This is a genomic window from Nitrospirota bacterium, from assembly GCA_016212215.1.
In the GTDB taxonomy this organism is placed as follows: domain Bacteria; phylum Nitrospirota; class 9FT-COMBO-42-15; order HDB-SIOI813; family HDB-SIOI813; genus JACRGV01.
This window is the reverse complement of record JACRGV010000114.1, coordinates 1-13,353: the sequence shown is the minus strand read 5'-3', so window position 1 is coordinate 13,353 and position 13,353 is coordinate 1. Positions and strand designations below refer to the sequence as shown.

The following is a 13,353-nucleotide window of genomic DNA, read 5'->3' as shown; positions in this document are numbered from 1 at the left end:
TTGCGGTCTTATAAATAAAGAACCGGTTTCATATTCTCCTAATGTGCCTAATGTGCACGAAGAACGCCATGCAGGCGAGACCTGCGAGCATCAGTATGAAGGTTGCCGGTTCAGGCGCAGGCGTCACATTAGTAATCCACATGCTGCTACCTGTAATTTTAAGTTCTATAGATGAAAGGCCTGAAAGAACGAAGCTAAAGTCTGTTTTACCGTTATGATAGACTGAGAAAAAAGACTCCGGTAATGGAAAAGGAGAAAAATCGGGTGGAATCATGTATGTATTAAAAATCCCATCCGGCACGTTACCGGATGCACCCCCGCCACGACTATATGATCCTATTATTCCACCGGAATCTACAGGAAGTCTATCCCCAGGCTCACCATCACCGAATGTTACTGTCCCATGTTCAGGATCCACAGTATAGACCTTATTCTGATCACTTTCTTGAATATAATTGATACTGACTTCGAAAAGAGAGGGATTAAATGTGATTATATCTATTGTAAAAGCATAGACGGATCTTGCTTGAAATACTGTGATTATTAGAAACAAGAATACAAAAACGTTTCTTAGGATGGAGAGTGATGAATGAAGTTTTATTTTACACATAGTTGTTTTTTCCTTAAAAGTAATTTTGGTTATAGATGATTGATATAATACAAAATTATATGCAAGATCATTGCCAGTTGTAGGGGGGTATTGTTAGGTGAAAACAATAAAGATAAAGAAACTACTTCACACCCGTATGCGGGTGAATGATATGGAAGAGACTATAAGGTTTTATGTGGATGTACTTGGATTGGAAGTAGTAGAGCGGAGACGCTCGCCCCGCGGGTCGGAACTGGCATTTCTCAGGGTTCCGAACAGTGACGAGCTGATTGAACTATGTTCTTTTACTGGAAGCGGCAGGGTGGAGGTGCAGGAAGACCTGATACACCTTGCATTTGAGGTAGATGACCTTGACGAGACCATAGCGGGACTTCGTCAGAAAGGGGTTAAGATTACTGACGGCCCCACAGTTACTTCATCCGGCAGCCGCTTCTGCTTTATTGATGCCCCTGACAGGTATGAGATTGAATTGATTGAGAGGCATTAAAAATTGTAAATGTAGACTGCTAAACTTCCCCTTCCAGATGATAATTAGGGGCTTCTTTTGTAATTATCACATCATGCACATGGCCTTCTCTGTATCCCGCGGATGTAACACGTATGAATCGTGCCTTTTCCTTCATCTCCGGTATATTGCTGCATCCGGAGTAGCCCATGCCGGCTCTTAGTCCGCCGACGAGCTGATACAGCACAGCAGAGAGAGTTCCCTTAAACGGTACCCTTCCTTCAATACCTTCCGGAACGAGTTTCTTTTCATTCTTCTCACCTTCTTGGAAGTATCTGTCCCTGCCGCCCCTCTCCATTGCACCTAATGAACCCATTCCTCGATAGACCTTATAACTTCTTCCCTGCAGAAGCACTACCTCTCCGGGGCTTTCCTCTGTCCCTGCAAAGAGTCCGCCTAACATCACCACATCAGCCCCAGCGGCTATTGCCTTTGAGATATCGCCTGAATATTTAATACCGCCGTCAGCAATAACAGGTATGCCGTATCTTTTTGCAATCTCTGAGACCCTTGATATTGCTGTAAGCTGAGGCATCCCGGCACCCGACACAACCCTTGTTGTGCATATCGAACCCGGGCCGACGCCTACTTTTACCCCGTCAACTCCGGCAGTTATAAGGTCCTTTGCAGCATCAGCAGTGGCAATATTTCCGGCTACGATATTCATGTCAGGATGAGTCTTCTTAATATACTCAACCATCTCAAGTACACGGTAAGAATGGCCGTGTGCTGTATCCACAACAATCACATCAACCCCAACATTTACAAGGGCCTCAACCCTCTTTCTCTCCTCGTCTCCAACTCCCACAGCAGCGCCGACTCTCAAGCGTCCCATCTGGTCAGAGCAGGTGTTGGGATACTGAATCTTTTTTTCTATATCCTTTATAGTGATAAGACCTTTAAGATGAAAGTTCTCATCTACTACCGGCAGTTTTTCTATCTTGTTTTTCTGTAGTATATCTTTAGCATCTTCGAGTGCAATACCGACAGAAGCAGTAATCAGATTTTCCTTTGTCATAATCTCAGATACTTTGAGGTCAAGCCGCTTCTCAAACCGGATGTCCCTGTTAGTAAGTATCCCGACTAGTCTCCCTGCCTCAGTCACAGGTATACCTGAAATCCTATAGCTCTTCATTATCTCAAGGGCTTCATATAACTTTTTATCAGGAGAGATTGTAATAGGCCGCATTATCATGCCGCTCTCTGACTTCTTTACCATCTCTACTTCCAATGCCTGTTTTTCAGGAGGCAGTGCACGGTGTATTATCCCCATACCGCCTTCCCGTGCCATAGCAATTGCAAGCCTTGCCTCAGTCACCGTATCCATAGCAGCGCTAACTATAGGTATATTCAGCCTGATGTTTTTTGTGAACTGAGTACTTGGGTCAACGTCCTTGGGATGTATGTCCGCCCTCATTGGAATCAGTATTACATCGTCAAATGTCAACCCTTCTTCCATGTCTTGATTTAACATTATAGAAACCTCCCGGAATTACTTATGAATAACCTCATTTATCTTAAAATTCAGGAGAAGATGTTAACAGAATAGCAAGAAAGCAGTCAAGTATACTTATCTTCTATTTTCTGTATCTTTCTTCTTGCTTCTGACTTCTTGCTTCTGCCTTCCTTCCTCTTAAAGCCCCATCTTCTTCAATGCATCTTCACCCTTATCAGCCTGACCGGCAGGCGCCTCTTCAGGCAGGTAAATCATTACCCCGCCTTTTACCGGCCTTACTACTATCTTCCCATCTTTTGCAAGATTTGTTGTAACGGTTATCGGATCTTCTCCTTCAAAATATTTTTTGAATGCCTGATTAAATCCGGAGTAGACAGTATGAATACCTTTATAACCCTCTTTTCTCAGACTTACGATTGCCTTTTTTACAAACTCTTCATGATTCATCTTTTCTGACATAATACCCCCTCCTTTTTTTGGATATGTTAAGTTATTTTGGAAATAAAAAAACAGTGCAATATTAACATAGAACTATTCCGGATTAAAGATAATAATAAAATGGTGTATAAAAATATCTGCTTAATACAATATATAGAAGTCTGGCCTTAATTTTCCACAACATAGTGGATAGTTATAAACAATGGCATCTCTCTTGTAACCCCTTATAAATTAAGTATTTTCCCCCCTTGACAAGCATTTCTCTTCGTGTATACTTGTGAAGTCTTGTGGGATGAAGTGGGGCAAAGTGGCTTAATAGGGTAAACGGTGGGTGAGGGTCGTATACTTCCATGTTTCGTGGGAGCTTTCAACATACAATTGACTCAAAAGGCCGGCTCAGTATTCCAGCCAGGTTCAGGGAGATCCTTGTTGTAGAACATGAGGGCCGGTTAATACTGACAAATGAGCTTACTGATAAATGTATTGTTGCGTATACACCGGCTGGTTGGGCAGACCTTGAAGCAAAGATCCAGAAGGCATCATCACAGGATGCGGTTGTTAAGGCATTCAGCAGATATTTTTTTTCCTCAGCAGAAGATTGTTCATTAGACAATCAGGGCAGGATACTTATACCACCGAGGCTGAGGGAATATGCCTCTCTGAATAAAGAGGTGCTTATTACAGGCGGCCCAAACGGCAAAATAGAAATCTGGAATCCACAGCTATGGGAACAGACCATGACCGCCTTTGATCCTAAGAGTATTGCAAATAGGCTGGCAGAGCTGGGAATTTAGAAGACAGTGGATAGCGGTTAGAGGGATTCTCACAATTCCCTCCCCTTCAAGGGGAGGGTTAGGGTGGGGATGGGGTTTTCGAGTGCAATGTGGATGAACCAAAGCACACACCTGTTTTATTAAATGAAGTAAAAGATTTTTTACGATGCAGCCGCCCGGGGATATATGTTGATTTTACTGTCGGTGCAGGCGGTCATGCAAAAGAAATACTGGCGTCTTCTCCGGAAAACAGGCTGATTGGTTTTGACTGGGATGAGCAGGCGATTGAAATAGCCTCAGAGAATCTACAAGCATTTTCCAACAGAGTAACTCTGGTGCATGAAGGTTTTCCCTCTTTTAAGGCAACATTAGAAAATTCAGGCATTAGTGAGGTGGATGGAATGGTGTTTGATCTGGGGCTTTCCTCGATTCAGATTGATTCGCAGGAAAGGGGCTTTAGTTTCAGAGAGGATAGTCCGCTCGACATGCGCATGGACAGGAGGATGAATACCACTGCGGCTGACCTCGTAAATAATCTTAATGCTGAGAAGCTCATAAAAATCATAACGGTCTATGGGGAAGAACGATATGCAAGGAATATTGTTCATGCCCTCATTCGCGAAAGGGATAAGGAGGCCATTACTTCTACTTCAAAGTTAGCAGATATTGTCCGGTCAGCAGTACCCCCGTCTTACAGATTCGGGAGGATTCACCCTGCAACAAAGACATTCCAGGCATTGAGGATAGCTGTAAACAATGAACTGGAAGGATTGGATAAAATTATCAGGGATGCTGTGGGTTATCTTAAATCAGGCGGCAGGATATGTATTATCTCTTTTCATTCTCTTGAGGACAGGATTGTAAAAAATACATTCAGGAATTTGGAAAAACCATGTATCTGTCCCCCGCGTATCCCTTACTGCGTTTGCGGGATGAAGAGCAAGTTAAGTATCCTAACGCGTAAACCTGTTGTTCCCTCTGATGCAGAAATTGCGGCTAATCCAAGGTCAAGAAGTGCAAAGCTGAGGGTAGCGGAGAAGATCTAAGCGGTGAGCATAGAGCAGAAGGCAGAAGGCAGAAGCAAGAAGTAAGAAGCAAGAAGTAAGAGGTAAGAAGTAAGAGGTAAGAAGTAAGAAAAGCAAACCCTTTGACAAACTCAGGGTCACATTCCCGTGTCATGGTGAGCTTGTCGAGCCATTCCCTCCCCTTCAAGGGGAGGGTCAGAGCTTGCCCCCGAAGTAGTAATCGGTGGGTGGGGATGGGGTTATTCTCGGATAAATATAACTTTTTTTAAGGAGGATTACGATGCGGCTAATTTCACGTTTTCTGGTTTTAATCATTATTGTACTGGCTGTTTACACGTTTCAGCGGTCGTATGTTATGAGGATGGGTTATGAACTTGAGTCATTAAAGAAGGAGAAGAAGCACCTTGAACAGATACACAACAGCCTTTTAATAGAAAAGGCAGCACTGACATCTATGGAGAGGATAGAAAAAATAGCAACATCCTATCTTGAAATGAAGATGCCGGCGGATAATCAGATTGTACTGGTTATGGATGAAGAAAGTAATAAGGCCGCTACGGCCCAAGCTAAAGCAGATACTCAGGAAAATGTTACCCTCTCTCAGGTGAAGATGGATAAGTATAGTAAGCAGTGAGAAGTCAGCAGAAGTAAGAAGTTAGAAGCAAGAGGTTAGAAATTAGAGGCATGAAAAGCAGATCCCCTCCCCTTCAATGGGAGGGTTAGGGTGGGGATGGGTTATCCTCGGATGAATTTTCAATGAGGAAGCTTTGAGACAAATTAATGAAGATAAATTTGCAAGGATCAAATGGAGACGGTTCAGCATAATTGCAGGGGCCATATTACTTGGTTTCTTTGCTGTAATTGTCAGGCTGGCATGGTTACAACTTTATGAAGGTGAAGCCCTTGCATTGAAGGCCGATCGCCAGCATCGTTCGCAAATTGATGTTGAAGGGAAGAGGGGTGTAATTTATGATAGGGCAATGCGGGAATTGGCTGTAAATCTCGATATGCCGTCTGTCTACGGAGTACCGGCTGCTATTGAAAATCCCGCACTATTAGCAAAAAAGATTTCTGCAGAGGTTGAAATGGATACCCAGACACTCGTAAAAAAATTAGATAATAACAGGCAGTTTGTCTGGTTAAGGAGGCGAATGCCCCCTGATGTAATTAATAAGATTGAAGAGATGAATCTTAAAGGTATTGGTATTATGCCGGAGACCAAAAGGTTCTATCCCAAGCGTGAACTTTCAGGGCATATTATCGGTTTTACTGATATAGATAACAATGGTATCGAAGGTGTAGAAAAATATTATGAGAAATATCTCCGCGGCAGAAAGGGTTCAATAGTTTTAGAAAGGGATGCACGGAGGAGGGCTGTTTTAGAGAATACCATCAGGGAGCCGCAGAAGGGCAATGACCTTATTCTTACTATGGATGAGGTAATTCAACATGCAATGGAAAAAGAGCTTGTTGCAGGAGTTACGGAACATAATGCCGCAGGAGGCGTGGGCATTGTGATGAATCCTTACACAGGTGAAATCCTTGCCATGTCTGTGTACCCCCGTTTTAATCCGAATGACCCTGAAGAATACAAATCAGGACAGTGGCGAAACAGGGCTATTACAGATGTTTATGAACCTGGTTCAACCTTCAAGCTCGTTGTGGCATCGGCTGCACTCGAAGAAGGAGTGCTTTCACCCAATGAAATCGTCCATGATGGAAGCGGAAGCCTTTCTTACGGAGGCGGGACAATACACGACCCGCACCCGACAGGACGGGCTATGACATTTAAAGAGGTTATTGCACATTCCAGTAACGTAGGAACAGCCAAAATAGGGATCAGGCTTGGGAAAGACAGGCTTTATAAATATGCAAAGGCATTCGGATTCGGGGATAAGACCGGCATAGACCTTCCCGGAGAGGTAAGAGGTATCATAAGAGATCCTTCAACATGGTCAGGGCGTTCCCTTGTTACTGTATCCATTGGCCAGGAGGTCGGTATAACCCCGATTCAACTTATTACTGCCATATCTGCAATCGCCAATGGCGGATGGCTTGTGAGGCCGCATATTGTATCCGGAATAATAGACAACCACGGAAATACAGGAACCATAAAACCTGAGATTATCAGAAGGGTGATTTCCAATACAGCAAGTAAAAAAATGACGGATATGCTGAAAGAAGTAGTCGGTCCTGACGGCACTGGAAAACTTGCAGACTTAACCGGCTTCTCTGTTGCAGGCAAGACAGGGACCGCCCAGAAGATAGACCCTGCCACCGGCAGGTATTCAAGTAACCGTTTTATTAGTTCCTTTGTGGGGTTTGTCCCTGCAGAGGCACCGGAGATAGCAATCCTCGTTATTATAGATGAGCCTAAGGGTGTTGCATGGGGAGGCAGTGTAGCAGCCCCGGTATTTAAAAAAGTCGCAGAACAGTCACTCGAATACCTGCACATAGAGCCGGAGAAACGGGAAAAGATAACGATAATGGCGGAGAATGGGGAGCAGAAGTAAGAAGTTAGAAGCAAGAAGTAAGAAGCAAGAAGCAAGATGGAAGATGGAAGAATTTAGAAATGCAGATTCCCTCCCCTTCAAGGGAAGGGTTCTACGATATTTCCCCCTCCCTTGACGGGAGGGGGTCAGGGGGAGGGTGAGCTATGGAGATGTCCTGTTGAAGTTACCGGAATTAATAAAAGGTATAGAAATCAAAACCATAACAGGTGATATTAATATAGACATAACCTCTGTCACCTGTGATTCCAGAACGGTGTCCGCCGGTACCCTGTTTGTTGCTATCAAGGGCTTTCAGACTGACGGACATAAGTACATTAACGACGTGATAAATAAAGGGGCAGCGGCCCTGGTCATAGAAGATACTTATGCCGGCCCTGTTAGAAATATTTCCATACCGGTACTGACTGTCTCCGACAGCAGGGAGGCAATTTCCCGGATTGCGATTAATTATTATAGGACACCATCAAACAACCTGAAAATAATCGGGGTTACAGGGACTAATGGTAAAACAACCACCACACACCTGATTAAATCAATTATGGAAGCATCAGGTTATAAGACAGGTCTTATAGGAACGGTTTCCTACTCAACAGGTAATACAGTTGCCTCTGCAAGCCATACTACACCTGAGGCATTGGAATTCCAGAAGCTGCTGAGGGATATGGCAGACAATGGCTGCAGGTTTGCTGTGTCAGAGGTTTCTTCTCATGCATTATCCTTAAAGCGGGTTTATGGAACTGAATTTGAAGTTGCGGTATTTACTAACCTGACGCAGGACCATCTTGATTTTCACTCGGATATGGAAGATTATTTTATGGCAAAGGCGGCTTTATTTTCAGGTATGGGGACAGATAAAAGGGCTGTTATAAACATAGATGACCCTTATGGAAAGCGGTTGACAGGCATGATTAAATGTCCTTTCTTCTCTTATGGGATCAATACTGATGCTGACATTAAGGCTGAAAGTATTAACCTCACAATGGACGGCATAGAATTCGATGCCATAACACCGGCAGGTATAATCCCAATTAAATCGGGGCTTGTCGGGATATACAATGTTTATAATATCCTTGCTGCAATCGGGGCTGCTATCTCATGCAATATTCTTCCGGAAAAGATTGTATCAGGCATACACTCTCTTTCCTCTGTAACAGGCAGGTTTGAAAAACTGGACAGCGGGATGGGATTTTATGCTGTAGTTGATTATGCACATACAGAGAATGCACTGAGATTACTACTTGAGGCAGCCGCCCAATTTACACCCGGCAGGATAATTACAGTATTCGGGTGCGGCGGGGACAGGGACAGGGGAAAAAGACCCTTGATGGGAAAGGCCGCCATAGAACTGAGCGATTATGTAATCGTAACCTCCGACAACCCGCGCACAGAAGACCCTCTGAAGATTATAGAGGAGATAGAGACCGGAATTAATGATACAATAAATGCCGGTAGTCAGAGGGCATCAGCATACAAAATAATCCCGGACAGAAGGTCTGCAATAGGAGAGGCTGTCAATAAAGCAGAAAAGGGCGACCTCGTGGTTATCGCAGGAAAGGGCCATGAGAACTACCAGATTGTTGGAAATAAAAAGATACATTTTGATGACAGAGAAGAGGCCCTTGCAGCGATGAGGCAGAGCAAGAAGTAAGAAGTTAGAATTCCCTCCCCTTCAAGGGGAGGGTTAGGGTGGGGATGGGGTTTTTCCAGGTAAGAATGTTAACTATTGAAGAAATAATAAAGGCAACCGCCGGGAGATTACATTCAGGAGAAGGGAAGCAATCCGTCTCAGGTGTGTCAATAGATTCCCGTACTATGAAAGAGGGTGACTTATTCTTTGCCATCAAGGGGGATAAGTTTGACGGCCACGACTTCTTGAGCGATGTGATAAAGAAGGGTGCCTCATGCCTTGTAGTTCAGGAAGGACACCTGATGACTGATTCCCTCATCTCAGGGGCATACACAAACAGGGCTGTAATCATTGTTAAGGATACGATTAATGCACTACAGGAAACAGCAGGATATTACAGGGATAAATTTACTATTCCTATAATCGGGATTACAGGCAGCAACGGTAAGACAACAACAAAGGAGATGTTGTGGAATATACTTAGCTGCAGCAGGTCTGTTTTAAAAAATGAGGGGAACCTGAATAATCACATTGGTGTTCCACTGACACTTTTCAAACTCAATCCATCACATCAGATGGCTGTAATTGAAATGGGTATCAGTGACAAAGGTGAACTTACGCGGCTGTGTCATATTACGAAACCGACATCTGCTGTAATTACTAATATAGGCCCGAGCCATCTTGAAAAGCTTGGAAGAATAGAAAATGTTGCTGAGGCAAAGGGAGAGATACTCGATTTTATAAAACCTGACGGGGTGAGTATATTAAACATGGACGATACATTCTTTGATGTTTTTAAGGCAAAGTCTGCAGGTAAGATAGTAAGTTTCGGCATGTCCTCATCCTCGGATGTCTACACGGAATACACAGATAATTCCCCGAACTTTAAATCACTGGATAATACTACTTTTACGTTGATATGCCCTCTGGGAAAAACTGAGATTAAGCTGAATGTAATCGGCACACACAATCTTTATAATGCACTATGTGCTGCTGCTGCTGCTTATGGACTTGGGGCAAAGCTTGATGACATAAAACAAGGGCTTGAAAGATTTACCCCGGTAAAGATGAGAAGCACTTTAGAAAAGGTCGGCGGGATATTTATTATAAACGATACCTATAATGCAAACCCCGCATCAATGGTAGCCGCCATAGATATGCTAAAGAATATCAAAGAGGGAAAACAGAAGTTTGTGGTGCTTGGGGATATGCTTGAACTCGGAGAGAATACTGAAAGGGCACATCAGGACCTCGGTAAATATATAGGTAACGCAGGCATTGATGGTTTAATCGCTGTTGGAGAACTTGCCGCATATATTGCAGACGGCGCAGCAGCAGCAGGCATGAGCGAGAACAGGATACTCACATTCAATGATTATGCAGAGACCCTTGACAGGATAAGGCAATGGTTGAACAGAGGAGATGTCCTGCTGGTCAAAGGCTCAAGAGGGATGAAGATGGAAAGGATTGTTGAAGGCTTAAAAGAGACTCTGAATTGATGATGAAAATAGTAAGCAGTAAACAGTGAGTAGTTAAGGCAGGTTTTACCTGCTTACTGCTAACCGCTTACTGCTTACTTGACAGGATTTTCGAGAAATATGATTTATCATTTTTTATATTCACTGCATGAGTACAATACGTTTTTCAATGTCTTCAGGTATATTACCCTGCGGACTATTTATGCAATGCTGTCTGCATTGATATTATGCCTTATTATAGGACCATACATGATAGAGTCTCTTAAAAAATATCAGATTGGGCAATATATAAGGGATGAAGGGCCGGCTCATCACCTTGCAAAGAAAGGGACTCCTACGATGGGCGGTGTGCTTATAATAATGACGGTTCTGTTTGCAACGATTGCATGGGCAGATCTGAAAAATATATACGTATGGCTTGTATTATTTGTGCTTGTAGGTTTTGGGGCGATAGGATTTATTGATGATTACCTGAAGGTAGTAAAAAAAAAGAACGACGGTCTTTCCGGCAGATACAAGTTTACATTACAGATAATTGTTGCCTCAGTGGTAGCCGGTGTACTATACTATCTGCCTGCGTATTCCACAAAGTTAAGTGTTCCTTTTCTGAAAAATGTTCATCCTGACCTCGGATGGTTCTATATACTGTTTGTGGTTTTTATTATAGTCGGGACATCAAATGCAGTAAACCTGACAGACGGTCTGGACGGCCTGGCCATAGGCCCTGTAATTGTTTCAACACTTGTATTTATTATTATTACTTATGCAGCAGGACATGTAAAGATTGCAAACTATCTTCTTATACCGTTCATTAACGGTTCAGGAGAACTTGCAGTATTATGCGGCTCAGTATTCGGGGCAAGTCTAGGATTTCTGTGGTTTAACACATATCCGGCATCTGTATTTATGGGAGACGTCGGCTCTTTACCGCTTGGCGCCTTATTAGGCTCTGTTGCAGTAATATCCAAGAATGAATTATTACTGGTAATAGTTGGAGGCATATTTGTACTTGAGACTGTATCAGTAATAACTCAGGTTGCCTCTTATAAAATAAATAAGAAGAGGATATTCTTAATGGCTCCCCTGCATCATCACTATGAATTAAAAGGATGGCAGGAACCAAAGATAATTGTAAGATTCTGGATTATATCAATAATACTTGGGCTGGTGGCGCTGAGTACGTTGAAGCTGAGGTGAAGGCGAGGGAAGGAGCAAGAAGTCAGAAGTCAGAAGTAAGAGGTAAGACGTTAGATGTTAGAAGTTAGAAAAGAGGTACTACTCCAGATTATTCCCTCCCCTTCAAGGGGAGGGTTAGGGTGGGGATGGGGTTATGAATTATGAACTTTAGAAACAAAAAAACCCTTGTTGTCGGTCTCGGTAAGAGCGGTTTGGCGGCGTCTCGTCTGCTGATGCGGGAAGGGGCTATAGTTACGGCTACAGACAGGAGGCTGTTTGATGCATTGCCGGATGATGCAAAAGAACTGGTAAATCAGGGGGTGAAGATTGATGCCGGTTTTCACAGCAATGAAACATTTTTATCCTCAGACTTGATAGTCCTGAGTCCCGGAGTTCCGGCAGACATGCTGCAGATTACAGAGGCTAAGTCCAACGGCATAAGGGTTATCGGGGAGGCGGAGCTTGCTTATGATTTCCTTAATGCACCTTTAATTGCGGTCACTGGGTCAAATGGTAAGTCAACTACAACAACCCTGATTGGAGAGATTATAAAGGCCAAAGGAGATAGTGTATTTGTTGGAGGCAATCTTGGGACTCCCCTTTCTGAATATGTACTTTCCGGTGGTAAGTACAGTTGTATTGTGGCTGAACTCAGCAGTTTCCAGTTAGAGACAATAGAAAAATTCAAACCTCAGATTTCAATCCTGCTCAATATTTCACCGGATCATTTAGACAGATACCACAGCATGAAGGAGTATGAAGATGCAAAATTCAGGATATTTGAAAATCAGGGTAACAGTGATTTTTCAATAATAAACAGCGATGAATACTGGAGCAGGGGATTCAATAGCAGAACAAAAGGTAAGGTGGTTACATTCAGCAGGAAGAGCAAGGTTGAGAATGGGGTATATGTTGATAACGGGAAAGTGGTTTCTTCAATAGAAAATCATACCGGTGTAATATGTGAAGTATCCGGTATAGCAATAAAGGGTGTTCACAATCTGGAAAATTCAATGGCTGCTGTTGCCGCAGCGCTATTATGGGGATGCAGTCCGGAGATTATTGCAAATACCTTAAAAGAGTTTAAAGGACTTGAACACAGGCTGGAATTTGTAAGAGAGCTGAATGGCGTAAAATATATAAACGATTCAAAGGGTACCAATGTCGGGGCTGTAATGAAATCTATCGAAGGATTTAGTGAGCCTGTATTGTTGATTGCAGGCGGCAGGGACAAGGCCGGTGATTTCACTCCTCTAAGACCCCTGATTAAAGATAAGGTAAAAAAACTTATCCTGATAGGAGAAGCAAGAGAAAAGATAAAATCAGCATTAGGACAGGCGGCAGAGACAGTATACGCAGATTCGCTTGAAGAGGCAGTGGATATTGCCCGGAGAAGCTCTGAAAAAGGGGACGTTGTACTGTTGTCCCCTGCATGTGCAAGCTTTGATATGTTTAAGAATTTTGAAGACAGAGGAAGAAGATTCAAGGAGATAGTAAGGAAACATTCATGAGCTTATGATTCACAAAGGTGCATGAAAATCAGCGGGACAAGAATGTCCCGCCTATCCTCATAGAAATGGATAGGCGGGGTTTTCTTACCCCGCCGGAGGGGATTTTCGGATGAACTGTCATGAAACGGAGGTTTCACAAAGGAGGATGAAAACCACCCCCCCAAGCCCCCCCTTGTTAAGGGGGGGAAAGTTCCTTTGGTGCTCAATGGCCAACGGCAATCCCCCCCTTTGTTCAAGGGGG

Annotated in this window: 12 protein-coding genes; 9 read left to right on the top strand and 3 right to left on the bottom strand. The window is 43.4% G+C overall.

All coding sequences use genetic code 11. The features are described 5' to 3' along the window. Nucleotides 1–28: 28 nt before the first annotated feature. Nucleotides 29–610, bottom strand: coding sequence for a PEP-CTERM sorting domain-containing protein (locus HZA08_10175; protein ID MBI5193791.1), 582 nt, complete (start codon nt 608–610; stop codon nt 29–31). Nucleotides 611–746: 136 nt separating this feature from the next. Here HZA08_10175 and HZA08_10170 point away from each other — a divergent pair, with 136 nt between their 5' ends. Continuing rightward, nucleotides 747–1,097, top strand: a complete 351-nt coding sequence (locus HZA08_10170) for a VOC family protein (GenBank protein MBI5193790.1) — start codon at nt 747–749, stop codon at nt 1,095–1,097. 19 nt (nt 1,098–1,116) lie between these two features. Here the strand turns inward: HZA08_10170 and guaB are convergent, their stop codons facing one another. Both guaB and HZA08_10160 read right to left on the bottom strand, forming a co-directional pair. Further along, nucleotides 1,117–2,589, bottom strand: a complete 1,473-nt coding sequence (gene guaB, locus HZA08_10165) for an IMP dehydrogenase (protein ID MBI5193789.1) — start codon at nt 2,587–2,589, stop codon at nt 1,117–1,119. 159 nt (nt 2,590–2,748) lie between these two features. Continuing rightward, complete coding sequence (locus HZA08_10160) at nt 2,749–3,030, bottom strand: hypothetical protein (protein MBI5193788.1); 282 nt, start codon at nt 3,028–3,030, stop codon at nt 2,749–2,751. A 329-nt stretch (nt 3,031–3,359) separates the two neighbouring features. On the opposite strand from HZA08_10160, the gene mraZ reads away from it, so the two are divergent. The 8 genes from mraZ to HZA08_10120 all read left to right on the top strand — a co-directional run bounded on the left by mraZ (nt 3,360) and on the right by HZA08_10120 (nt 13,112). Next, nucleotides 3,360–3,803, top strand: coding sequence for a division/cell wall cluster transcriptional repressor MraZ (gene mraZ, locus HZA08_10155; GenBank protein ID MBI5193787.1), 444 nt, complete (start codon nt 3,360–3,362; stop codon nt 3,801–3,803). 89 nt (nt 3,804–3,892) lie between these two features. Beyond that, a complete protein-coding gene (gene rsmH, locus HZA08_10150; protein ID MBI5193786.1) occupies nt 3,893–4,828 on the top strand; it encodes a 16S rRNA (cytosine(1402)-N(4))-methyltransferase RsmH in 936 nt (311 codons plus the stop codon). Nucleotides 4,829–5,087: 259 nt separating this feature from the next. Continuing rightward, entirely contained in the window at nt 5,088–5,441 is a 354-nt protein-coding gene (gene ftsL / locus HZA08_10145; GenBank protein MBI5193785.1) for a cell division protein FtsL, read from the top strand. A 133-nt stretch (nt 5,442–5,574) separates the two neighbouring features. After that, entirely contained in the window at nt 5,575–7,320 is a 1,746-nt protein-coding gene (locus HZA08_10140; protein ID MBI5193784.1) for a penicillin-binding protein 2, read from the top strand. A 154-nt stretch (nt 7,321–7,474) separates the two neighbouring features. Next, nucleotides 7,475–8,968: a UDP-N-acetylmuramoyl-L-alanyl-D-glutamate--2,6-diaminopimelate ligase gene (locus HZA08_10135; GenBank protein MBI5193783.1), complete on the top strand. Its 1,494-nt coding sequence runs from the start codon at nt 7,475–7,477 to the stop codon at nt 8,966–8,968. Nucleotides 8,969–9,012: 44 nt separating this feature from the next. Next, nucleotides 9,013–10,446 (top strand): UDP-N-acetylmuramoyl-tripeptide--D-alanyl-D-alanine ligase, encoded by a 1,434-nt coding sequence (locus HZA08_10130; protein MBI5193782.1) that lies wholly within the window; start codon nt 9,013–9,015, stop codon nt 10,444–10,446. A 99-nt stretch (nt 10,447–10,545) separates the two neighbouring features. Continuing rightward, on the top strand, nt 10,546–11,622 hold the full coding sequence (locus tag HZA08_10125) for a phospho-N-acetylmuramoyl-pentapeptide-transferase (protein MBI5193781.1): 1,077 nt from the start codon (nt 10,546–10,548) through the stop codon (nt 11,620–11,622). Between the two features lie 140 nt (nt 11,623–11,762). Next, complete coding sequence (locus HZA08_10120) at nt 11,763–13,112, top strand: UDP-N-acetylmuramoyl-L-alanine--D-glutamate ligase (GenBank protein MBI5193780.1); 1,350 nt, start codon at nt 11,763–11,765, stop codon at nt 13,110–13,112. Nucleotides 13,113–13,353: the final 241 nt, after the last annotated feature.